Origin of the sequence: Oricola indica, assembly GCF_965227485.1 — a bacterium.
Classification (GTDB): Bacteria; Pseudomonadota; Alphaproteobacteria; order Rhizobiales; family Rhizobiaceae; genus Oricola; species Oricola indica.
The window spans coordinates 3,212,290-3,231,539 of sequence record NZ_OZ245747.1 but is presented as its reverse complement, the minus strand read 5'-3'; the positions used below and the strand labels follow the sequence as shown (position 1 = coordinate 3,231,539).

Annotated in this window: 18 protein-coding genes; 7 read left to right on the top strand and 11 right to left on the bottom strand. The window is 64.2% G+C overall.

Going from position 1 to position 19,250, the window contains the following annotated elements; all coding sequences use genetic code 11:
• Positions 1–14: 14 nt before the first annotated feature.
• On the top strand, positions 15–1,391 hold the full coding sequence (locus ACQK2M_RS16250) for a PleD family two-component system response regulator (protein WP_425418649.1): 1,377 nt from the start codon (positions 15–17) through the stop codon (positions 1,389–1,391).
• A gap of 69 nt (positions 1,392–1,460) precedes the next feature.
• Here ACQK2M_RS16250 and rpmG read toward each other — a convergent pair whose 3' ends face one another.
• The 5 genes from rpmG to topA form a co-directional block, all read right to left on the bottom strand.
• Positions 1,461–1,628 carry a 50S ribosomal protein L33 gene (gene rpmG / locus ACQK2M_RS16245; RefSeq protein ID WP_133283963.1) on the bottom strand — a complete coding sequence of 56 codons (168 nt, stop codon included), beginning with the start codon at positions 1,626–1,628 and terminating at the stop codon, positions 1,461–1,463.
• Positions 1,629–1,732: 104 nt separating this feature from the next.
• The gene (locus ACQK2M_RS16240) at positions 1,733–2,461 is read right to left on the bottom strand and encodes an NUDIX hydrolase (protein WP_425418648.1); all 729 of its coding nucleotides are present in this window, start codon (positions 2,459–2,461) and stop codon (positions 1,733–1,735) included.
• Between the two features lie 10 nt (positions 2,462–2,471).
• Positions 2,472–2,915, bottom strand: coding sequence for a DUF983 domain-containing protein (locus ACQK2M_RS16235; protein ID WP_425418646.1), 444 nt, complete (start codon positions 2,913–2,915; stop codon positions 2,472–2,474).
• Complete coding sequence (gene rnr / locus ACQK2M_RS16230) at positions 2,912–5,233, bottom strand: ribonuclease R (protein ID WP_425418645.1); 2,322 nt, start codon at positions 5,231–5,233, stop codon at positions 2,912–2,914. The genes ACQK2M_RS16235 and rnr overlap by 4 nt, the downstream gene beginning before the upstream one ends.
• Positions 5,226–7,895, bottom strand: a complete 2,670-nt coding sequence (gene topA, locus ACQK2M_RS16225; protein ID WP_425418644.1) for a type I DNA topoisomerase — start codon at positions 7,893–7,895, stop codon at positions 5,226–5,228. The genes rnr and topA overlap by 8 nt, the downstream gene beginning before the upstream one ends.
• Before the next feature lie 257 nt (positions 7,896–8,152).
• Between topA and ACQK2M_RS16220 the strand changes: the two genes are divergently transcribed.
• On the top strand, positions 8,153–8,353 hold the full coding sequence (locus ACQK2M_RS16220; protein ID WP_223478591.1) for a hypothetical protein: 201 nt from the start codon (positions 8,153–8,155) through the stop codon (positions 8,351–8,353).
• Here the strand turns inward: ACQK2M_RS16220 and dprA are convergent.
• From dprA to ACQK2M_RS16200, 4 genes are read right to left on the bottom strand one after another with little or no spacing between them, the layout of a single operon-like run.
• Positions 8,315–9,475, bottom strand: coding sequence for a DNA-processing protein DprA (gene dprA, locus ACQK2M_RS16215; protein WP_425418643.1), 1,161 nt, complete (start codon positions 9,473–9,475; stop codon positions 8,315–8,317). The genes ACQK2M_RS16220 and dprA overlap by 39 nt on opposite strands.
• Positions 9,476–9,479: 4 nt before the next feature.
• The gene (gene plsY, locus ACQK2M_RS16210) at positions 9,480–10,082 is read right to left on the bottom strand and encodes a glycerol-3-phosphate 1-O-acyltransferase PlsY (RefSeq protein WP_425420063.1); all 603 of its coding nucleotides are present in this window, start codon (positions 10,080–10,082) and stop codon (positions 9,480–9,482) included.
• A gap of 41 nt (positions 10,083–10,123) precedes the next feature.
• Entirely contained in the window at positions 10,124–11,425 is a 1,302-nt protein-coding gene (locus ACQK2M_RS16205) for a dihydroorotase (RefSeq protein ID WP_425418642.1), read from the bottom strand.
• Positions 11,425–12,381: an aspartate carbamoyltransferase catalytic subunit gene (locus ACQK2M_RS16200; protein WP_223478595.1), complete on the bottom strand. Its 957-nt coding sequence runs from the start codon at positions 12,379–12,381 to the stop codon at positions 11,425–11,427. The genes ACQK2M_RS16205 and ACQK2M_RS16200 overlap by 1 nt, the downstream gene beginning before the upstream one ends.
• A gap of 169 nt (positions 12,382–12,550) precedes the next feature.
• Here ACQK2M_RS16200 and ACQK2M_RS16195 point away from each other — a divergent pair, with 169 nt between their 5' ends.
• Positions 12,551–14,149 carry a putative bifunctional diguanylate cyclase/phosphodiesterase gene (locus tag ACQK2M_RS16195; RefSeq protein ID WP_425418641.1) on the top strand — a complete coding sequence of 533 codons (1,599 nt, stop codon included), beginning with the start codon at positions 12,551–12,553 and terminating at the stop codon, positions 14,147–14,149.
• A 124-nt stretch (positions 14,150–14,273) separates the two neighbouring features.
• Positions 14,274–15,905 carry an acyl-CoA dehydrogenase family protein gene (locus tag ACQK2M_RS16190; RefSeq protein ID WP_425418640.1) on the top strand — a complete coding sequence of 544 codons (1,632 nt, stop codon included), beginning with the start codon at positions 14,274–14,276 and terminating at the stop codon, positions 15,903–15,905.
• Here the strand turns inward: ACQK2M_RS16190 and ACQK2M_RS16185 are convergent.
• Complete coding sequence (locus ACQK2M_RS16185; RefSeq protein WP_223478598.1) at positions 15,887–16,825, bottom strand: AEC family transporter; 939 nt, start codon at positions 16,823–16,825, stop codon at positions 15,887–15,889. The two genes, ACQK2M_RS16190 and ACQK2M_RS16185, sit on opposite strands and share 19 nt — an antisense overlap.
• Positions 16,826–17,005: 180 nt before the next feature.
• Here ACQK2M_RS16185 and ACQK2M_RS16180 point away from each other — a divergent pair, with 180 nt between their 5' ends.
• Together ACQK2M_RS16180 and ACQK2M_RS16175 are read left to right on the top strand one after the other, a co-directional pair.
• Positions 17,006–17,530, top strand: a complete 525-nt coding sequence (locus ACQK2M_RS16180; RefSeq protein WP_425418639.1) for a hypothetical protein — start codon at positions 17,006–17,008, stop codon at positions 17,528–17,530.
• Entirely contained in the window at positions 17,530–17,871 is a 342-nt protein-coding gene (locus tag ACQK2M_RS16175) for a DUF6105 family protein (protein WP_425418638.1), read from the top strand. Before ACQK2M_RS16180 ends, ACQK2M_RS16175 begins: the two co-directional genes overlap by 1 nt.
• On the opposite strand, the gene ruvX is transcribed toward ACQK2M_RS16175, so the two are convergent.
• The gene (gene ruvX, locus ACQK2M_RS16170) at positions 17,853–18,323 is read right to left on the bottom strand and encodes a Holliday junction resolvase RuvX (protein ID WP_425418637.1); all 471 of its coding nucleotides are present in this window, start codon (positions 18,321–18,323) and stop codon (positions 17,853–17,855) included. The genes ACQK2M_RS16175 and ruvX overlap by 19 nt on opposite strands.
• A gap of 78 nt (positions 18,324–18,401) precedes the next feature.
• Here ruvX and ACQK2M_RS16165 point away from each other — a divergent pair, with 78 nt between their 5' ends.
• Positions 18,402–19,109, top strand: coding sequence for a metal-dependent hydrolase (locus ACQK2M_RS16165; protein WP_425418636.1), 708 nt, complete (start codon positions 18,402–18,404; stop codon positions 19,107–19,109).
• Positions 19,110–19,250 lie beyond the last annotated feature (141 nt).

The window sequence follows — 19,250 nt, the reverse complement described above, 5'->3', positions numbered from 1 at the left end:
CAGGATCGCGTCCCATGACAGCGCGCATACTGGTAGTCGATGACATCGAGGCGAACCGCGATCTGCTCGAGACGCGGCTGACCGCCGAGTATTTCAATGTCATCACCGCGCGCGACGGCCATGACGCGCTGGCGATCTGTTCCGAGACCTCGGTCGATCTCGTGCTGCTCGACATCATGATGCCGGGCATCGACGGCTTCGAGGTCTGCGAGCGCCTGAAGGCCAACGCCGCCACGTGCCATATCCCGGTCGTCATCGTCACCGCGCTTGATGAGATGGCCGACCGGCTGCGCGGGCTGGAGGCCGGCGCGGACGATTTCCTGACCAAGCCGGTCAACGAGATGCAGCTTCTCGCGCGTGTGCGGAGCTTGTTGCGACTGAAGATGCTGACCGACGAATTGCGTCTGCGCGCAGTGACGGCGCGCGATATCGGTCTGGAAAACCTGCTCGACAATACGAATGGCGAGGGCGGCAAAAAGCCGAAGATTCTCGTCGTCGACGAGCGGGAGACCTCCGCCGAGAAATTCGTCAAACCATTGCGCGGCGCGTTCGAGATCGTTCATGCGCCGGACCCCAACGCGGCTGTCTTCACGGCGGCCGAAGGTGATTTCGACACGGTGTTCGTGGCCGCGAAATTCTCCGATTTCGACGCCCTGCGAATCTGCTCGCAAATACGGTCGCTCGACAGGACGCGCTTCGTGCCGATCATCCTGGTCGCCGAAGCCGACGACGACGATTTGATCAAGCGCGCGCTGGAACTGGGCGTCAACGACTACATCGTGCGGCCGGTGGACTCCAACGAACTGACCGCGCGCCTGCGCACGCAGGTGAAGCGCAAGCGCTATCATGACGGCTTGCGCGACAATGTCGCCGCGTCGATCGAACTGGCTGTCACGGACGGGCTGACTGGGCTGCACAACCGGCGCTATCTCGACACGCATCTGGAAACGCTGGTGGCGCGCGCGCTCAACCGCGGCAAGGAACTGTCGCTGCTGATCACCGACATCGACCGCTTCAAGGACGTCAACGACACGCATGGCCACGATGCCGGCGACGACGTGCTACGCGAGTTCGCGCGGCGGCTGCGGATCAATGTGCGGGGCATGGACCTCGCATGCCGCTATGGCGGCGAGGAATTCGTCATCGTCATGCCGGACACCGCGCCGCATGTCGCTGCCGAAGTGGCGGAGCGCCTGCGCGCGCAAATCGAATCGGAGGGGTTCTCGATCGAGAACGGCGCGCATTCCATCGACGTGACCGTCAGCGTCGGGGTGACCAGCCTGATCCAGTCCGAGGCCGAGAACGCCAAGGCGCTGTTGAAGCGGGCCGATGAAGCGCTCTATGAAGCCAAAACCAATGGCCGCAACCAGGTGGTCTCCAGGGCGGCTTAGCAATCTTCAGACAACAAAAAACCGCCGGTCTTTCGAACGGCGGTTCAAAATGCGCGGATGCGCGAAGCCTTACTTGATCTTGGCTTCCTTGAACTCGACATGCTTCTTGGCAATCGGGTCGTATTTGGTCTTCACCATCTTCTCGGTGAAGGTACGGCTGTTCTTCTTCGTGACGTAGAAGAAGCCGGTGTCCGCGGTGGACAGCAATTTGATTTTGATCGTCGTGGCCTTTGCCATGGTCCTGTACCTGTCATTTCAAGAGAACGTGCCGGAAACGGGCCACAGAAGACCGTCGGCGAATTTGCGCGGAAACTACGGATTGCCGGCCAAAAGTCAAGCCGTCATTCAAGCGTCTGCACGAAGCGGCGATGTTCGGCGCGTATGAAGGGAACCGGCATGTCGCGCGACAGCTCGGGATCGGCGCGCAAACGGTCTTCGAGAATGCCGAGGATCGTCCGCGTGATATCCGCCATGAGGACATTCGCCATGTCTGCGAGGGCGATCCAGCGCACTTCCTCCAGTTCTTCCGCCGGATTGGCGATCAGTTCGGACGGATTGGTGACGTGGTCCGCGTCCGCCACGAAGAACCGCGTATCGAAGCGACGCACGCGGCCGGGTGGCGTGATGGCGCGCGCAAGGAAGCGGATCGCGGCGAGATCGGGCAGGACGCCGCTTTGCGCGAATGGCCGCCAGGACGCATGCCCGGCATTGCCCCGCGCCTGACCGTTCCGGCCGATCAGAAGTCCGGTCTCTTCCTGGGTCTCGCGAATCGCGGCCATGGCGAGCGCCTCGGCGCGGCGCAAGCTGCCGCGCGCGCCCATGCCGGAGACGAGGCGACGCGCATCTGATTCATGCAGCGAGCCCGTTCGTGGCGCGGTCAGATCGGCGCGTTCGGTTCGTCCGCCCGGAAAGACGAACATGCCGGGCATGAAGGCGAGTTTGTCGCTGCGCCGGCCCATCAGGATATCGGTGGAGCCGCCGGACTTCCGCAGCAGGATCAATGTCGCGGCATCGCGCGGACGCACGTGAGGCGCAGGGCCATAGGGCTTCAATTCCTCCGTGCGTTTCATCGTGCGCCGGTCAGTCGTCCTGCTCGGGATGGGTCTCCGGCATGTCGTCCTCGCCACCGAAGCCATGCATGTAATTGGCCCACTGGAAGCCGATCACCGCGCCTTTCAGCGGTTGCATGAGAACGACAGACATGATGATCATGATCGGAACCCAGATCGCCAGATGCACCCAGCCGGACCAATCGGTCAGAGCCTCGGCCAGCGTAAAGCCGCCGACGCCGACATGGCCGACGATGAAGATGTTCAGATAGGCCGGAAAATCGTCGGCGCGCTGGTGGCTCAAATCCTCGTGGCAGAACGAGCATGTCTCGACCGGCTTGACGAAAGACGCAAAAAGCTTGCCTTCGCCGCAATGCGGGCAGCGCCCGGCAAAACCGCGCTTCATCGCCGGAACCACCGGGCGTTTCGGGTGTGTCGCCTCGTCGCTGCCCTGGAAAATCATCGTATCGGTCATCGCTTGCGTCCTGCTCCCTGCCGACCCTTGCCGCGCGCCGGTTTGCCGCGTTTCGCGGTTCGCGCACCTTTGCGCGCCTTATGAAACGATTTGCCGGACAAGCCAAGCTTGCGCGGCTCGCTGACCATTTCGAAGCGCATGGAGCCGGCCAGCGGCAGCACCTCCGCGATCTTGATCGTCACCGGGTCTCCGAGCCGGTAGCCAAGACCCGTCCGCTCGCCGACCATGGCGTGCGCGGCTTCGTCGTGATGGAAGTAGTCGTCGCCGAGAGTCGAAGCGGGAACAAAGCCATCCGCGCCATAGGCCGGCAGCGAAACGAAGATGCCGGACGAGGCCATGCCCGCCACGCGGCCCTCGAACTCCTGTCCGATATTGTCGGCCAGATGGAGCGCGATCAGCCGGTCGACAGTATCGCGTTCGGCGTTGACCGCGCGACGTTCTGCCGCGGAAATCACCCCGGCAATCTCGCGCAACTGGTCGAGCGTGACGTCCGGCAAGCCGTCCTTGCTGTCGCCGAGATCGAGCGCGCGGATCAGCGCGCGGTGGACGATCAGGTCGGCATAGCGGCGGATCGGCGAGGTGAAATGCGCATAGCGCAGAAGATTGAGGCCGAAATGGCCGTAATTCTCCGGCGCGTATTCCGCCTGCGCCTGGCTGCGCAGGATGACCTCGTTGACCAGGGCGGCGTGATCGGTGTCCTTCACGCGGTCGAGAATGAGGTTGAACGCCGACGGGCGAAGCTGTGCGCCGCGCGCCAGCGGAATCTCGATTGTCTTGAGGAATTCGCGAAGCGCTTCCTCCTTGGCCATGGAGGGCTGGTCGTGGACGCGGTAGACCAGCAACTGCTGCTTGCCTTCCAGCGTCTCCGCCGCCGCGACATTGGCCTGGATCATGCATTCCTCGATCAGCTTGTGGGCATCGAGGCGGGACGGCACGACGATCCGGTCGACGAGGCCGTCCTTGTTGAGGACGATCTTGCGTTCCGGCAGATCGAGTTCGAGCGGACCGCGCGCATGGCGTCCTTTGAGGAGGCAATGATAGGCGTTCCACAGGGGTTTCAGCACAGGTTCGAGCAGCGGGCCGGACTTTTCGTCCGGCGCACCGTCGATCGCGGCCTGCGCCTGGTCGTAGGAGAGCTTCGCCGCCGAACGCATGATGATGCGGTGGAACGTATGGCCGCGCTTGCGGCCATCCGCGCCGAAGACCATCCGCACGGCGAGGGCGGGGCGGTCTTCGCCTTCGCGCAGCGAGCACAGATCGTTGGAGATGCGCTCGGGCAGCATCGGTACGACACGATCGGGAAAATAGACCGAATTGCCGCGCTGCAGCGCCTCGCGGTCCATCGCCGATCCGGGACGTACGTAGGAGGCGACGTCGGCGATGGCGACGGTGAGGATGTGTCCGCCCGGATTGGCGACATCCGGATCCGGCTCGGCATGCACCGCGTCGTCATGGTCCTTGGCGTCGGGCGGGTCGATGGTGACCAGCGGCAGCTTGCGCCAGTCCTCGCGCTTACCGCCGGCCTTCACGGGCTTCGCCGCTTCGGCTTCCGCCAGGACGGCCTCCGGAAAGACATGCGGTATGGCGTTGGCGTGGATGGCGATCATCGAAACCGCCTTCTCGGAGGCGAACGAGCCGACGCGTTGCGTCACGGTGGCGCGCTGCAGCCCGTAGCGGCCAGCGCGCGTCACCTCGACCTCGACAAGATCGCCGGGGCTCGCGCCGCCGAGTTGCTCCTTGTCGATGAGCAGTTCGGATTGTTTCCGATCGACGGGTTCGAGCCGGTAGTCGCCATCGTCCGTGCGGCGGACAACGCCGAGGATCGCCGCGCCGCGCTTTTCCAGTTTCTTGATGACGCGTGCGGTGTAGACGCCGTCCTCGCCCTGTGGCGGGGAGATGCGGGCAAGAACCCGGTCGCCGACGCCGGCTGCGGGCTGGCGCTGTTTGGCGTTGCGCGACGCGCGGATGGCGATCAGGGGCGGGGAGCCCTGTTCGGCCTTATCCCATTCGAGCGGCCGCGCCAGAAGCCCGCCGTCGCGGTCGCGTCCGGTGACGGTGAGAACCATGACCTGCGGCAGCGTGCCCGCGGTGACGAGCCGCTTGCCGCGGCGCTGGAAGACGCCTTCTTCCTCCAGTTCCCTGAAGAGATGCTTCAGGGCGACCCTGTCGTCGCCCTTGAGGTTGAAGGCCTTGGCCACGTCGCGTTTCGTCGCCCTGTCCGGATTGTCCCGGATGAAGGACACGACATCGTCACGCGTGGGAAGATGCGCGTTGCGCTCTTTCGGCTGTGGCTTGGGATCGCCCTTGCGCCTAGCCATTTTCGCCGGATGCGGCGGCTTTCGCCTTTGCCGGAGCCTTTTTCTTCGCGGCGGTCTTCTTGGTAGATGCCTTCTTCGTCGCCGCCTTCTTGGCCGCAGGCTTCTTCGCCTTGCCGCCGCCGAGCTTCTTGCCGGATTTCTCGGCCTTCTCGGTCAGCAGCTTGACGGCGTCCTCAAGCGTCACCGACAGCGGCTCGGTGTTCTTGGGAAGCGTCGCGTTGATCTTGCCATGATTGACATAGGGGCCGTAGCGGCCGTCGCGGACGGTTATCGGGCCGCCGATTTCGGGAAATTCGCCTAGTTCCTTGAGCGCCGCCGGGGCGGAACGGCCACGGCCCGGACCCTTGGCGACTTTCTCCGCCAGGACGGTGACCGCGCGGTTGAGGCCGATGGAGAACACATCCTCGATCGATTCCAGATTGGCGTAGGTACCGTCATGCAGCACGAACGGCCCGTAACGGCCGAGCCCGGCCGAGATCATCTTGCCCGATTCCGGGTGCTGGCCGACATCGCGGGGCAGGTTGACCAGCGCGAGCGCCTTCTCGTGGTCGATGTCCTCGACCTTCCAGCCCTTCGGCACGCTGGTGCGCTTGGCTTCCTTGCCGTCGCCGCGCTGGACATAGGGACCGAAGCGGCCGGACCGCAACGTGATCTCGTCGCCGGTATAGGGATCGGTGCCGAGCACCTTCGGCCCATCGGCGAGAGCGGCTTCGTCTCCCGTCGGGCCTTCCTCGCCGAGCTGGCGGGTGAAGTTGCATTCCGGATAGTTGGAGCAACCGACGAAGGAGCCGTATTTGCCGAGCTTCAGCGACAGGTTGCCCGTGCCGCATTTCGGGCAGATGCGCGGATCCGAGCCGTCTTCGCGCGCGGGGAAGACAAGCGGCTCGAGTTGCTCGTTGAGTGCGTCGAGCACGTCGGTGATGCGCAATTCCTTGGTTTCCTCCACATGAGCGGAGAATTCTTTCCAGAAGTCGCGCAGAACGTCTTTCCAGTTCAGCCGGCCCGCCGAAATCTCGTCGAGCTTCTCCTCCAGCGAGGCCGTGAAGTCGTATTCGACGTAACGCTCGAAGAAATCCTGCAGGAATGCCGTGACGAGGCGACCCTTGGCTTCGGGGATGAGTTTCTTGCCGTCCAGCTTGACGTATTCGCGGTCGCGCAGCGTCGTCAGCGTCGCCGAATAGGTCGACGGGCGGCCGATGCCGAGTTCTTCCATCTTCTTGATGAGGGACGCTTCGGAATAGCGCGGCGGCGGTTCGGTGAAATGCTGTGTCGCCTCGATCTTGTCGCGTGACGGCTTTTCGCCGGTGCGCATTTCCGGCAGGCGGTTTGAATCGTCCTCGTCATCCGAGTCCGTCTTCATGTCGTCGCGGTGTTCGGTGTAGGCGGCGATGAAGCCGTCGAACTTCACGACCGAGCCGGTGGCGCGGAGCGTCGCGCGCTTGCCGCCGTCCTCGGCGACGATTTCGACGGTGGTGCGCTCCAGTTCGGCCGAAGCCATCTGGCTGGCGATGCCGCGCTTCCAGATCAGGTCGTAGAGCTTCAACTGGTCGCCATCGAGCGATCCGCGCACCGAGGCCGGCGTGCGCATGAAGTCGGTCGGGCGGATCGCCTCGTGGGCTTCCTGCGCGTTCTTGGCCTTGGTGGAATAGTGGCGCGGCTGGTCCGGCACGTATTTGGCGCCGAACTCCTTGCCGATCGCGTCGCGCGAAGCGGTGATCGCCTCGGGCGCCATCTGCACGCCGTCGGTACGCATATAGGTGATCAGGCCGACGGTCTCGCCGCCGACATCGATGCCCTCGTAAAGGCGCTGCGCCACCTGCATGGTGCGGGCCGGCGCGAAACCGAGCTTGGCGGAGGCCGCCTGCTGCAGCGTCGACGTGGTGAAGGGCGGGGCGGGGTTGCGCTTCTGCGGCTTGGCTTCCAGCGAGTCGACCGTGAACGCGGCCGATTCCAGCATCGCCTTGATGGTGCCGGCATGGTCGCCATCGGCGATGTCCATCTTGGTGATGCGCTTGCCGTCGAAACCGGTCAGCCTTGCGACGAAGTCCTGGCCGCCTTCCGTCTTCAGATGCGCGGCGATCTGCCAGTATTCCTCCGGCTTGAAACGCTCGATCTCGCCTTCGCGGTCGCAGACGAGGCGAAGCGCGACCGACTGAACGCGGCCGGCGGAACGCGCGCCGGGAAGCTTGCGCCAGAGGACCGGCGAAAGGGTGAAGCCGACGAGATAGTCGAGCGCGCGGCGCGCCAGATAGGCGTCGACCAGCGGTGTGTCGATGTCGCGCGGATTGGCCATCGCCTCGGTGACGGCCTTCTTGGTGATCGCGTTGAAGACGACGCGGCGAACCGGCTTGTCCTTGATCGCCTTCTTCTTGTTGAGCACTTCCAGCACGTGCCACGAAATTGCCTCGCCCTCGCGATCGGGGTCGGTTGCGAGGATCAGCGTGTCCGCCGATTTCATTGCCGTGGCGATATCGTTCAGCCGCTTGTTCGACGCCGTATCGACGCTCCACGACATCGCGAAATCCTCGTCGGGCCGCACCGATCCGTCCTTGGCGGGCAGATCCCGGACATGGCCGAAGGAAGCCAGAACCGTGTATCCGGACCCCAGATATTTGTTGATAGTTTTGGCCTTGGCGGGCGATTCTACGACGACAACATCCATGACGATCGGGAGCTTACCATAAGTAAAATGCGGCCGATCAAGTGTCGGCAATGGCCCCGGACATGGCTGTCCGGCGCGCTTTGGTCAAGAGGGCAGGCGCCGAATTGACATCTCGCACGGGAATTACACTAAAAGGTTGTGTGAGCATGCATTGCAATCAAAAATGGCAATGCTATTGTGACACAACGCTTCCGAAACGCCCGTTTGCCCGGGCGCATTTGGATGGTGCGGCCGGGATTCGCAAAGGGGAGAACAGGGTGGGAGATATCCGCCGGGAAGACCGGGAACGTCTTGAATATGTCGGCGCCATGCTCGGCGAATTGCGGCGGATGACGGATGCCGAGCGCTATCCCATGCTGACCTTTCTCATCGAGATGGCGAGCCTCGAGGCGAATGAGATCACCGGCAAGGAAAACCGTTCAGGACGCGGCGGGAGCGATCGAGACGCGGTTGCCTGAATGGCGCTCGATCCGGCCGGCGAGGTCGAGTTCGAGCACGGCGAGGAAGACCTTCGACGGTGCGATGCCCGTATGCGCGATGATCTCGTCGATCTCGACCGGCGAGGGGCCGAGAAGCTCCAGGATCGCCTCGCGCTGATCATCGCCCGGAGGCAGTGACATTGTGTGTTCCGGCTCGAAAAGGCTGTGCTGAACCGGTGGCGGCGGGACCATGCCGCCATCGAGCGGAGCAAGGCCCGAAATCACATCCTCGGCGGCGGTCGTGACGATGGCGCCGTTTTTCATCAGCATGTTGGTTCCCTGGGCGCGCGGATCGAGCGGTGAGCCCGGAACGGCGAAGACGAGGCGTCCGAGTTCGTTGGCGAGCCGTGCGGTGATGAGCGATCCCGAGCGCATCGCCGCCTCGACGACGACGAGACCCAGCGACAGGGCCGCGATGATGCGATTGCGGCGCGGGAAATCGCGGGCGCGGGGCTCCCAGCCAAAGGGCATGTCCGTGATCGATGCGCCGGCACCTGACTCGATGGACGCGAGAAGAGCTTCGTTTTCGGGCGGATAGGGTTGGTCGATGCCACCCGCCAGAACCGCGACAGTCCCGGTCTCCAGCGCCGCCTCATGCGCGGCGCGGTCGATGCCACGCGCCAGACCCGAAATCACGGCATATCCGGCAGCACCCAGATCGCGCCCGAGAGACTGTGTCATGCGGATGCCGCTCAACGAGGCGTTGCGCGCGCCGACCATGCCGACGCCGTTGCGCCGGAACACGTCCGCGTCGCCCTTGATCGTCACAAGAGGCGGCGCGTTTTCGGTCAGGCGCAGCATCGGCGGATAGTCGGGCTCTCCGAAACCGACGATGCGCGCGCCGTGCCGCTCGACGGCCTCCAGTTCCGCTTCGGCTTCACCATGCCCGAGGATGCGCACGGATTTCAGATTGCCGCCGCGCCGGGAGAGGTCGGGCAGCATTTCGAGCGCCAGTTCGGCCGAGCCGCAATGGGCGATCAGGTCGCGGAAGGTGGCGGGGCCGACATGCGACGAGCGGTAGAGACGCAGCCAGGCGGTGCGCTGCCGGTCGGAAAGGACGAAGCGGACCGGCTTGCCTGCCTGTGTGTCCGCCCCGGCCATCAGCTCAGCCCTTGCTGCCGATCTTGCTCTCCTCGCCAGCGAGCAGGCGGGAGATGTTCTGGCGGTGTTTCCAGAAGACCAGCGCCGTCAACGCCACATAGAGGAAGCCGATGGAGGTGAGGCCAACGAAGAACACCGCGATGGTGGTCACGACGCTGGCGGTTAGCGCCGCAAGCGAGGAATAGCGAAAGATTACCGCCATCGCGATCCATGTCACGGCGAAGGGGAGCAGGACATGCCAGGAAAAGCCGAGCGAAATGCCCGCGAAGGTCGCGACGCCCTTGCCGCCCCTGAAGTTCAGCCAGACCGGATAGAGATGGCCGAGAAACGCGCCGAGACCGGCGAGAATCGCGGCCTCCGGTCCCAGGAAGTGCCTGGCCATCAGGACCGGGACCATGCCCTTGAGCGCATCGAGCAGCAGCGTCAGCGCCGCAAGGCCCTTGTTGCCGGTTCTCAGGACATTGGTCGCGCCGATATTGCCGGAGCCGATGGAGCGGATGTCGCCCAGTCCGGCCATTTGCGTCAGGATCAGGCCGAACGGCACTGAACCGGACAGGTAGCCGATGACGAATGCGAGCGTCAGTGCGACCGGCGATGCGGCGGCCAGATCCACGATGCGTCCCTCCCGAAACCCGTGTCGATGGTGCTTTATGCGCTGTAAACGCGGTTTCCCGCAACCACCGTCTCGGTCACGCGGCCCGAGAAGCGGGCGCCGTCGAAGGCGGTGTTCTTGGATCGGGAATGCAGACTTTCGGCGTCGAGAACCCAGGGCATGTCGAGATCGACAATCGCGAAATCGGCCGCTGCGCCGGGCGCCAGCGTACCGGCTTCGATGCCGATCAGTTTCGCAGGCGCGGTCGACATCGCCTCGATCAGGCGCGACAGGGAGACGTCGCCATTGTGGACGAGCCGCAGCCCGGCCGACAGCATCGTCTCGACCCCGACAGCGCCGTCTGCCGATTCCGAGAAGGGCAGGCGCTTGGTATCGACGTCCTGGGGGTCGTGCGAGGAGACGATGACATCGATCGTGCCATCCTTCAGCGCTTCGACCATCGCCCGCCGGTCGTCCTCGTGGCGCAGCGGCGGCGACAGCTTGAAGAAGGTGCGGTACTCGCCGATATCGGTCTCGTTGAGCGACAGGTGGTTGATGGAAACGCCGGCGGAGACGGCCAAGCCCCTGTCGCGGGCCGTGCGGATCACGTCGGCCGACATGGCGGTGGATATCTTCGCCGCGTGGTAATTCGCGCCGGTCAGGGCCGCTAGGCGCAGATCGCGTTCGAGCGGCAGGAGTTCGGCCTCGCGCGGGATGCCGGAAAAGCCGAGCCAGCTGGCAAACAGGCCCTCGTTCATCACGCCGCCAGCGGACAGGTTGGCGTCCTGCGTCTCATGCGCGATCACCGCGCCGAAATCCCTCGCGTAGCGCATGGCATTGCGCATCACGGCGGCGTTGGCGATGGTCTGGCGGCCGTCGGTGAACATCACCGCGCCGGCATCGAGCAGGATGCCGATCTCGGTCATCTCGGAGCCCTTGAGGCCCTTGGTGATCGCCGCAGCCGGAAATATCCGCGTCTTGGGGGTCTCGCGCGCTGTGCGCAGGACGAACTCCACCAGCGCCACGTCGTCGATCACCGGATCGGTATCCGGCATCATGACCAGCGACGTCACGCCGCCCGCCGCCGCAGCAGCACTCGCCGAGGCGATGGTCTCGCGGTGTTCGCCGCCCGGTTCGCCGATGAAGACGCGGGTGTCGACGAGGCCGGGGATGATGGTCAGCCCGGTGCAGTCGCGCACATCGGCGCCTTCGGGCGCACCCTGGTTGAGCGCGCGGGCGCCCGCCGCGGCGATCTTGCCATCGACGACGAAGAGTGTGCCGATCTCGTCCACGCCGCGCGACGGGTCGACGATGCGCGCATTGCGGTAGACGGCGGTGCCTGAATAGGGGCTCTGCATCAGTCGGCCTCGTTCTTGCGCGCGTCGAGCAGTGCCTCGATGATCGCCATGCGCACGGCGACGCCCATCTCGACCTGTTCCTCGATGACGCTTTGCGGGCCGTCGGCGATTTCGGAGGCGATTTCCACGCCACGGTTCATCGGGCCGGGATGCATCACCAGCGCATCGGGCTTCGCCAGCGCCAGCTTGGCGGCGTCGAGGCCGTAATGGCGGAAATACTCGCGCACCGATGGCACGAGCGCCTGCGCCATGCGTTCGCGCTGCAGCCTGAGCATCATGACGACGTCGGCATCCTTCAACCCGTCCTTCATCGACGTGAAGACCTCGGCGCCCATCTGCTCGATCGCCGCCGGCATCAGCGTCGACGGGCCGACGACGCGCACGCGCGCGCCCATCGTGTTCAGGAGAATGATGTTGGAGCGCGCCACGCGCGAATGCAGGATGTCGCCGCAGATCGCCACGGTCAGCCCGCCGATGCTTCCCTTGGCGCGACGGATCGTCAGCGCGTCGAGCAGGGCCTGGGTCGGATGCTCATGCGCGCCGTCGCCGGCATTGATCACCGAACAGCCGACCTTGCGCGCCAGAAGCGCCGCCGCGCCGGCCGCCGCGTGGCGGATGATCAAGATATCGGGCCGCATCGCGTTGAGCGTCATCGCCGTGTCGATCAGCGTCTCGCCCTTCTTCACGGAAGATGAGGCGACCGACATGTTCATCACGTCCGCGCCGAGCCGCTTGCCGGCCAGTTCGAACGAGGCCTGGGTCCGCGTCGATGCCTCGAAGAACAGGTTGATCTGCGTGCGCCCGCGCAGGACGGATTTCTTCTTCTCGCGCTGGCGCGAGACATCGACATCCGTGTCGGCGCGGTCGAGCAGGGTTTCGATATCGGGATAGGAAAGGCCCGCAATGCCAAGCAGATGGCGATGGGGAAAGATCGGAAAGGCGGGTTCTGCGCTCATTTGCCCCTGCTCTAGGGGCATTCCGCCCCGCCCGCAAGCCGCCATTTCCGGCCTGTGCCGATAGTCCACAATGTCGGGCCACTTTCGCCGCATGCGACGGTATTCATTAGGCTTGGCTTAATCCGTTTCCCGCATTCTGGGCCGTTCACGATCCATGCGCGGAAATCGAATGAACGACGCCGATACACGGGCCTATTGGTGGCCCTATCTCGCAATCCTGCTCGCCACCGTCGTGCTGGGCGCGGTGTTCTACGATCTCGACGCGTTCGAAGCTCTGCATGAATTCACGCGACAGCACGAGGACTGGGAACTCGATGAAGTCATCCCGCTTGCACTCGCATCGATCTTCGGACTGATCGCCGCGCTGATCGTTCGCTCGGGCCAGTTGCGCGCGCAAATCAGCCGGCGCAAGCGGCTGGAGGCGGAAGCGAACGCGCTGGCGCGCCATGATGCGCTGACCGGCCTCCCGAATCGCCGCTTTTTCGGTGAAAGGGCCAAGGCGATGGTCGCCGAGGCGGTGAAATCCGGCGGGAAGGTCGCGATGTTCGCTATCGATCTCGACCGCTTCAAGCCGATCAACGACATTTACGGCCATGCTGCCGGAGATCATGTCCTGCAGATCGTCGCCGACCGAATCACGGCGGAGTTGCCGGCCGGCGCGCTGGCGAGCCGTATGGGTGGAGACGAGTTCGCGGTTTTCCTCGAAATCGACGACGATCCGCACCGGGTCGAGCGTATCGCGCGGCGGATTACCGGTCGGATCGGCGAACCGATGGAGATCGACAGCCGGTCGTTTTCTGTCACGACCAGCATCGGGATCGCGATTTATCCGACCGACGGCAACGAAGTGCACCAGCTTCATACGCGTGCCGATATCGCGATGTATGCGGCGAAATCGGCGGGCCGCGACAGCTTCGCCTATTTCGAACCCTCCCTCGGTGAAAAGCACCGCAAGCGTTACGAACTGGAGCGCGAACTGGCCGGCGCGATCGCCGAAGGCCAGATCGTGCCCTACCTCCAGCCGGTCTTCGATCTCAAGTCAGGCGCGATGAAGGGATTTGAAATCCTGTCGCGCTGGAACCACCCGACACGGGGCGTCCTGCTGCCGGACGAGTTCATTCCGCTCGCCGAGGATTCGGGCCAGATCGTCAAGCTTTCGGACAGCGTCCTTCGGCAAGCCTGCGAAGCCGTAGCGGGCTGGGTGCCGCCGCTCAGCTATTCATTCAATATCTCGCCGCTGCAGTTCCGCGAGCCGCGGCTCGTCGAGCGGATCGTCGAGATCCTCGAGCAAACCGGCATGCGCAGCGGTTCGCTTGAAGTCGAGATCACCGAAACCGTCTTCATCGAAGACGCCGAGCGGGCGAAGTCGATCATCAACGAGCTGCGCGCGAATGGGATTTCCGTTGCGCTCGATGATTTCGGCAAGGGGTATTCGAGCCTTTCGCTGCTGAGCCAGCTCGATATCGACAAGCTGAAGATCGATTCCAGCTTCATCGCGGGGTGCAGCCTCGGCGGCCGCAACGAGAAGATCGTCAATTCGGTCATACAACTGGGGCTGAGCCTTGGGCTCGAAACCACCGCGGAAGGTGTCGCTTCGACGGAGGACGCGTCGTGGCTCGCAGAGCGGGGCTGCGCGCTTGCCCAGGGCTTCCACTATTCCGAGCCGATGCCGGTTCTCTCCGCACTGAATTTCTTCGAGCGCAATGCGGGCAAGATCGCGGCGGGCGAGCCGGTCGCGGTCGAGACCGTATCCGGTTCGAAAACCTGACCTCTTCGCCATTGGCCTGGCATCGCATTTCGGAAACCCGTCTGCGATACAAGGTCGCTTGACTCAGCACATCATGTCTTTCCTGTTACGATGGATCGACGCACAGCCGAACCAGGACTATTCCGTGACCGCGACACATTCCGTCATCAACCAGACCCCGCCGCTCGCCGGCAACGCGTTTCGCGACGATCCGCTGCTGTTGCAGACCGCTTCCGGACATCCGGAGGCGCAATTGCGCGAATGGCAGCAGATCGGGGCCTATGTGCGCTCCGCCGAAGCGCAGGATCTCGCCCGGCTGGCGAACACCGAAACGCCGCGGCTGAAGACGCATGACCGCTACGGCCACCGCATCGACCGGGTCGAGTTTCACCCGTCCTACCACGCGCTGATGCGCCGTTCGGCGGGCTGGGGCCTGACAGGTTCGGTCTGGGAGGCGAAGGCCCAGGGCGCGCCGCCCGGACACGTTGCCCGCGCGGTCTCCTTCTACATGGTCTCGGGACTGGAAACGGGGCATCTGTGTCCGATCACCATGTCCAGCGCGTCCGTCGCGGCGCTGATGGCGACGCCGGACCTCGCACGCGGATGGGCGCCGGGAATCGCGTCGCGCAAATACGATTCGTCGAACAAGCCACCCGCCCAGAAGGCCGGACTGACCATCGGCATGGGCATGACCGAGAAACAGGGCGGCACCGATGTTCGCGCCAATACGACCGAGGCGATCCCGGAGGGCAAGGGGCTTTACCGGCTGACCGGGCACAAATGGTTCATGTCGGCGCCGGCGAGCGACGGCTTCCTCGTCCTCGCGCAGGCGCCGAGCGGCCTGAGCTGTTTCCTGCTGCCGCGCATTCTCCCGAACGGCGAGGCGAACGCGATCCGATTCATGCGCCTCAAGGACAAGCTCGGAAACCGCTCCAACGCCTCGTCCGAGGTGGAATTCGAGGCCGCTCTTGCGAATCTCGTTGGCGAGGAGGGCGAGGGCGTTCGCACGATCCTCGAAATGGTGACGCTGACGAGGCTCGATTGTGCCGTGGCGTCCGCCGGACTCATGCGGGCCTCGCTTTCCGAGGCCGTTCATCACGCGCGCCATCGCCACGTGGCCGGAGACGTTCTCTCGGACAAGCCGCTGATGGTCCGCGTTCTCGCCGACATGGCGATCGATACGGCCGCCGCCACCGCGTTGTCGATGCGGCTTGCCCATGCGTTCGACCATGCGCGCACCGACGCGTTCGAGGCGGCCTATGCCCGCGCCATGACACCTGTCGTGAAATACTGGGTCTGCAAGGTCGCGCCGGCGATGATCGGCGAGGCGATGGAGTGCATGGGCGGCAATGGCTACACGGAGGATTTCCCGCTCGCGCGTCACTATCGCGAGGCCCCGGTCAACTCGATCTGGGAGGGATCCGGCAATGTGATGGCGCTCGATCTGTTGCGCGTATTGCGCCAGACGCCGGAAGTCTATGACGCGATTCTCGACGACATGGCCCGACATCTCGGCCGCCGCGCGGCCGGCACGCTCGACGTTCTCAATGCCGCGCTCGATCTGGCGCGCACAGACGAGGGATCGATCCGTATCGTGGTCGAGCAGCTTGCGCTGGCCGCTGCCGCCGCCGAACTCTACCGCATCGGCGCGGGACGGCTGGCGGATGCGTTCTGCGAAACACGACTGGCAGGCCAATGGCGGTCAAGCTACGGCATGCTCGACAGCCGTTTCGATGCCGCCAACCTGCTTGAAGCGCTCTATCCGCCGGACAATTGAGCTGTAACCGCGAGGACGAGCGGGATCGTGACGAACGAGACCGCTGTCTGAACGGTGACGATGGCTGCATAGAGTTGGGCGTCGCCGCCCATCTGCCGGGCAATCACGTAGCCGTTCATCGCCGTCGGGACGGCTGCGCACAGCGCGAGATATGAGATCTGCGTCTCGTCGAGGCCGAGCGCGAAGGCAACCGCGATCACGATGGCCGGATAGAGCAGGAGCTTCAGCGTGATCGCCAGCCAGACGGTCGCGTTCGGCCGCAGCGCGTCGCGCGGATGCAGGCCGGCGCCGATGGCGAGCAGTCCCATGCCGAGCGCCGCCCGGGCGAGAAGATCGAGCATCTCGAGCGCCGTTTCCGGCAAAGAGAAGGGCAGGGCGCGCATGACGATCGCAGCGCCCGCGGCGAGAATGAGCGGATTGACCGCAATCCTGCGCAGGACCCCGAGAAGGTTCGCATCACGATTCGTGAACCAGGCGATGACAGCCACCGATCCGACATTGATGGGGATGATCATCACCGCCATGACCAGCGCGACCATGGCCGCGCCTTCGGCGGGGAACATCTTCTCCGCCACCGCGAAGGCCAGAAAGCCGTTCCAGCGCATCACCGACTGGAAGACGCTGGAAAAGGATGCGCCGCTCATGGACATCCGGTCGCGAAGCAGAGGCCAGAGGGCGAGCGTGCCGATCGCGATCGACGAGCTTGCCACGCCCAGCGCGATGGCGATCGAATCGAGGCTGAGCGTCGAGAAATCTGCGCGCAGGATCGTGACGAAAAGGAGCGTCGGGTAGAGGACGTAGAAGCCCATCATGTCCAGTCCGCGCCAGAAGTCGGGCGTGAACAGGGTCAGTCGCCGCAGCGCCTGTCCGAACAGAATCAGCAGGAAAATCGGTAGAATGGCGGTGAAAACGGGGATCATTCGGGGGGAGTCCGGACGGTGGAAACCCTCTCTTGCCCCATCCCGGCGGTCGCGGGCAAGGGCTGTGGAAAGCCGTTAACCTTAACAAAGGGTTTACATTGCGGGTCGAAGGCGCGCATCCGATAGTCGGGGCGATCGAACGGTGGCGGTATGCGGCGAATCCTTGTTGGCAGTATTCTCTTGAGCTGGATTGCGTTTCTGGCAAGCGTGACGGTGCGCGGCGTCGGTGGCGCGGAGCATGGCCTGCTGGCCGAAATGCAGCTTTTGCTGACCGTTTCACCGGCATTCTCCTTGTCTTTTGGGTTCGCAAGGGCGCTTCTGACCGGCGTGGTGGTCGTTACGCTGACCGCCGTGCTTTGGGCGCTGATGATCGCGGTCTCCGCCGCGGAGGAGGAGCGCCGCGAACGCACGGTCTCACTGGTCGGAGCTTTCGCCGGTGTCCTGACCGTAACGGCCGCGCTGACGATCATGTCGATATTCGCCGAAGCGCCACAGGCTCTGACGATGCTGTTCGCCATTCAGATCGCGACACTCGCGTCGATGCTGGCGGCCGGCGGCGTGGAGATCGCTGCCGAGGTGTTGCGCTCGGTGTCCGGCGAGGAGGCCGCCGAGCCGAAGCAGGTCGCCGCCATCCGGCAATTTACACCGGGCCATGCCGGCCTCGCGCTTGTCGGCCCGCCGGCGAACGACCGGGAGCCGCGCTGATGCGTTATCTCTTCTGGCTCTGGCTGGTGCCGTTGTCGCTGTTCTGGGGCTGGTTCGGCCTGTCCTACTACGACGTGAATTTCGGCCTGACGATGTTCAGCCGCGAGCTGCACGATCTGGTCTTCAGGATTTACGGAACGCTTCTCCACATCGATCCCGCCACGATCCCGTGGTTGTTCTTCAAGGCCTGCATTTTCGATACGGTGCTGATCTTCGGCATCGTCGTGTATCGCAAGCGCCGCGCGATTCGGGACTGGTGGGCAAGCCGCAAGGCCGGTCAGGAGCCGGAGACGGGCGAAGCGCCCGACGAAGCCGCGACGGTTCAGCTTCCCGCCGAATAAAGCCTGTCGAGTGCGCCCTGCAGGATGAAGGCGGCCGCGGCCGAATCGATCCGGTCGGCGCGCTTGCCGCGCGAGACGTCCTGCTCGATCAACGAACGTTCCGCCGCGACCGTCGACAGTCTTTCGTCCCAATAGGCGACGGGCATGTCCGTCAGTCGTGCCAGGTTGCGGGCAAAGGCGCGGGTCGCCTGGGCGCGCGGGCCTTCGCTGCCGTCCATGTTAAGCGGCAGGCCGAGCACGATCGCGCCCGCATTGTTCTTTTCGAGCAAGGCCAGCAGCGCTGTCGCGTCGGCGGTGAACTTCGTGCGCCGGATCACCGGGCGGGGAGTCGCCAGCGACAGGCCGCGATCGCTGATCGCGATACCGATCGTCTTCGTGCCCAGATCGAGACCCGCGACAACCTGTCCGGGCTTCAGCGACGCGGGAATGTCCTCAATTGCGATTTCTGGCATGGCCGACCGGGTTTGCCCGTGTAATCCTTGGTCGAGGCTTCTACAGGGAAGCGAAAATCAATGCGAGGAGATATGGCAATGAAACTCACCTGGTACGGCCATTCGGCATTTCGCGTCGAAACAGGCGACGCGCAGATCCTCATAGATCCGTTCCTGTCCGGCAATCCGTCCTGGTCGGGCGGTTGGGAAGAGGTCGCCGACGGCGTGACCCATGTGCTGCTGACGCACGGCCATGACGACCACATCGGCGACGCGGCCGACATTCTCAAGAAATCCGGTGCGCAACTCGTCGCCAATTTCGAGGTCTGCATGTATCTCGTCGGCCAAGGCGTTGACGATAGCCGGATCAATCCGGGCAATTTCGGCGGCACCGTCGATTGCGGCGGCTTCACCACGACATTCGTGCGCGCCGACCACTCTTCGTCGAGCCAGACAGGTGGCGGCGGAAACGTCTATCTCGGCAATCCCGGCGGCCTGGTGCTGCATTTTCCCGACCAACCGACGCTCTACCACATGGGCGACACCGACATTTTCGGCGACATGGCGCTGATCAACGAGTTGCACAAGCCCGAGATCGGCATCGTGCCGATCGGCGATCGATTCACCATGGGCGGGGCAGTGGCGGCGCTGGCGTGCCGGCGTTACTTCTCCTTCGCGAAAGTGATCCCGTGCCACTACGGCACATTCCCGATCATCGACAAGGATGCGGCAACCTTCACGGAAGCGATGGAAGGCGATGCCGATACGGTTCTGGTGCCGGAAGTCGGTAAGCCGTTCGACGTCTGACAGGGGCGCGGCGAACCGTTGGCGCGGGTGATCCTCACCGACTGTAACATTTGGGAAATATACGGGTGTTCGCAAAGCGCGTAGGTTTGAGGCGGGATGGGTTTTTTGATTCTCCGCTTCACGTGCGGAGCAGCGCGAAGG

Coding starts and splice junctions, on each gene's coding strand:
- ACQK2M_RS16250 (WP_425418649.1), top strand. CDS start 15: ATGACAGCGCGCATACTGGTAGTCGATGACATCGAGGCGAACCGCGAT.
- ACQK2M_RS16165 (WP_425418636.1), top strand. CDS start 18,402: ATGAAACTCACCTGGTACGGCCATTCGGCATTTCGCGTCGAAACAGGC.
- ACQK2M_RS16240 (WP_425418648.1), bottom strand. CDS start 2,461: ATGAAACGCACGGAGGAATTGAAGCCCTATGGCCCTGCGCCTCACGTG.
- ACQK2M_RS16175 (WP_425418638.1), top strand. CDS start 17,530: ATGCGTTATCTCTTCTGGCTCTGGCTGGTGCCGTTGTCGCTGTTCTGG.
- ACQK2M_RS16185 (WP_223478598.1), bottom strand. CDS start 16,825: ATGATCCCCGTTTTCACCGCCATTCTACCGATTTTCCTGCTGATTCTG.
- dprA (WP_425418643.1), bottom strand. CDS start 9,475: ATGGCCGGGGCGGACACACAGGCAGGCAAGCCGGTCCGCTTCGTCCTT.
- rnr (WP_425418645.1), bottom strand. CDS start 5,233: ATGGCTAGGCGCAAGGGCGATCCCAAGCCACAGCCGAAAGAGCGCAAC.
- topA (WP_425418644.1), bottom strand. CDS start 7,895: ATGGATGTTGTCGTCGTAGAATCGCCCGCCAAGGCCAAAACTATCAAC.
- rpmG (WP_133283963.1), bottom strand. CDS start 1,628: ATGGCAAAGGCCACGACGATCAAAATCAAATTGCTGTCCACCGCGGAC.
- ruvX (WP_425418637.1), bottom strand. CDS start 18,323: ATGCCAGAAATCGCAATTGAGGACATTCCCGCGTCGCTGAAGCCCGGA.
- ACQK2M_RS16205 (WP_425418642.1), bottom strand. CDS start 11,425: ATGCAGAGCCCCTATTCAGGCACCGCCGTCTACCGCAATGCGCGCATC.
- ACQK2M_RS16195 (WP_425418641.1), top strand. CDS start 12,551: ATGAACGACGCCGATACACGGGCCTATTGGTGGCCCTATCTCGCAATC.
- ACQK2M_RS16200 (WP_223478595.1), bottom strand. CDS start 12,381: ATGAGCGCAGAACCCGCCTTTCCGATCTTTCCCCATCGCCATCTGCTT.
- ACQK2M_RS16235 (WP_425418646.1), bottom strand. CDS start 2,915: ATGACCGATACGATGATTTTCCAGGGCAGCGACGAGGCGACACACCCG.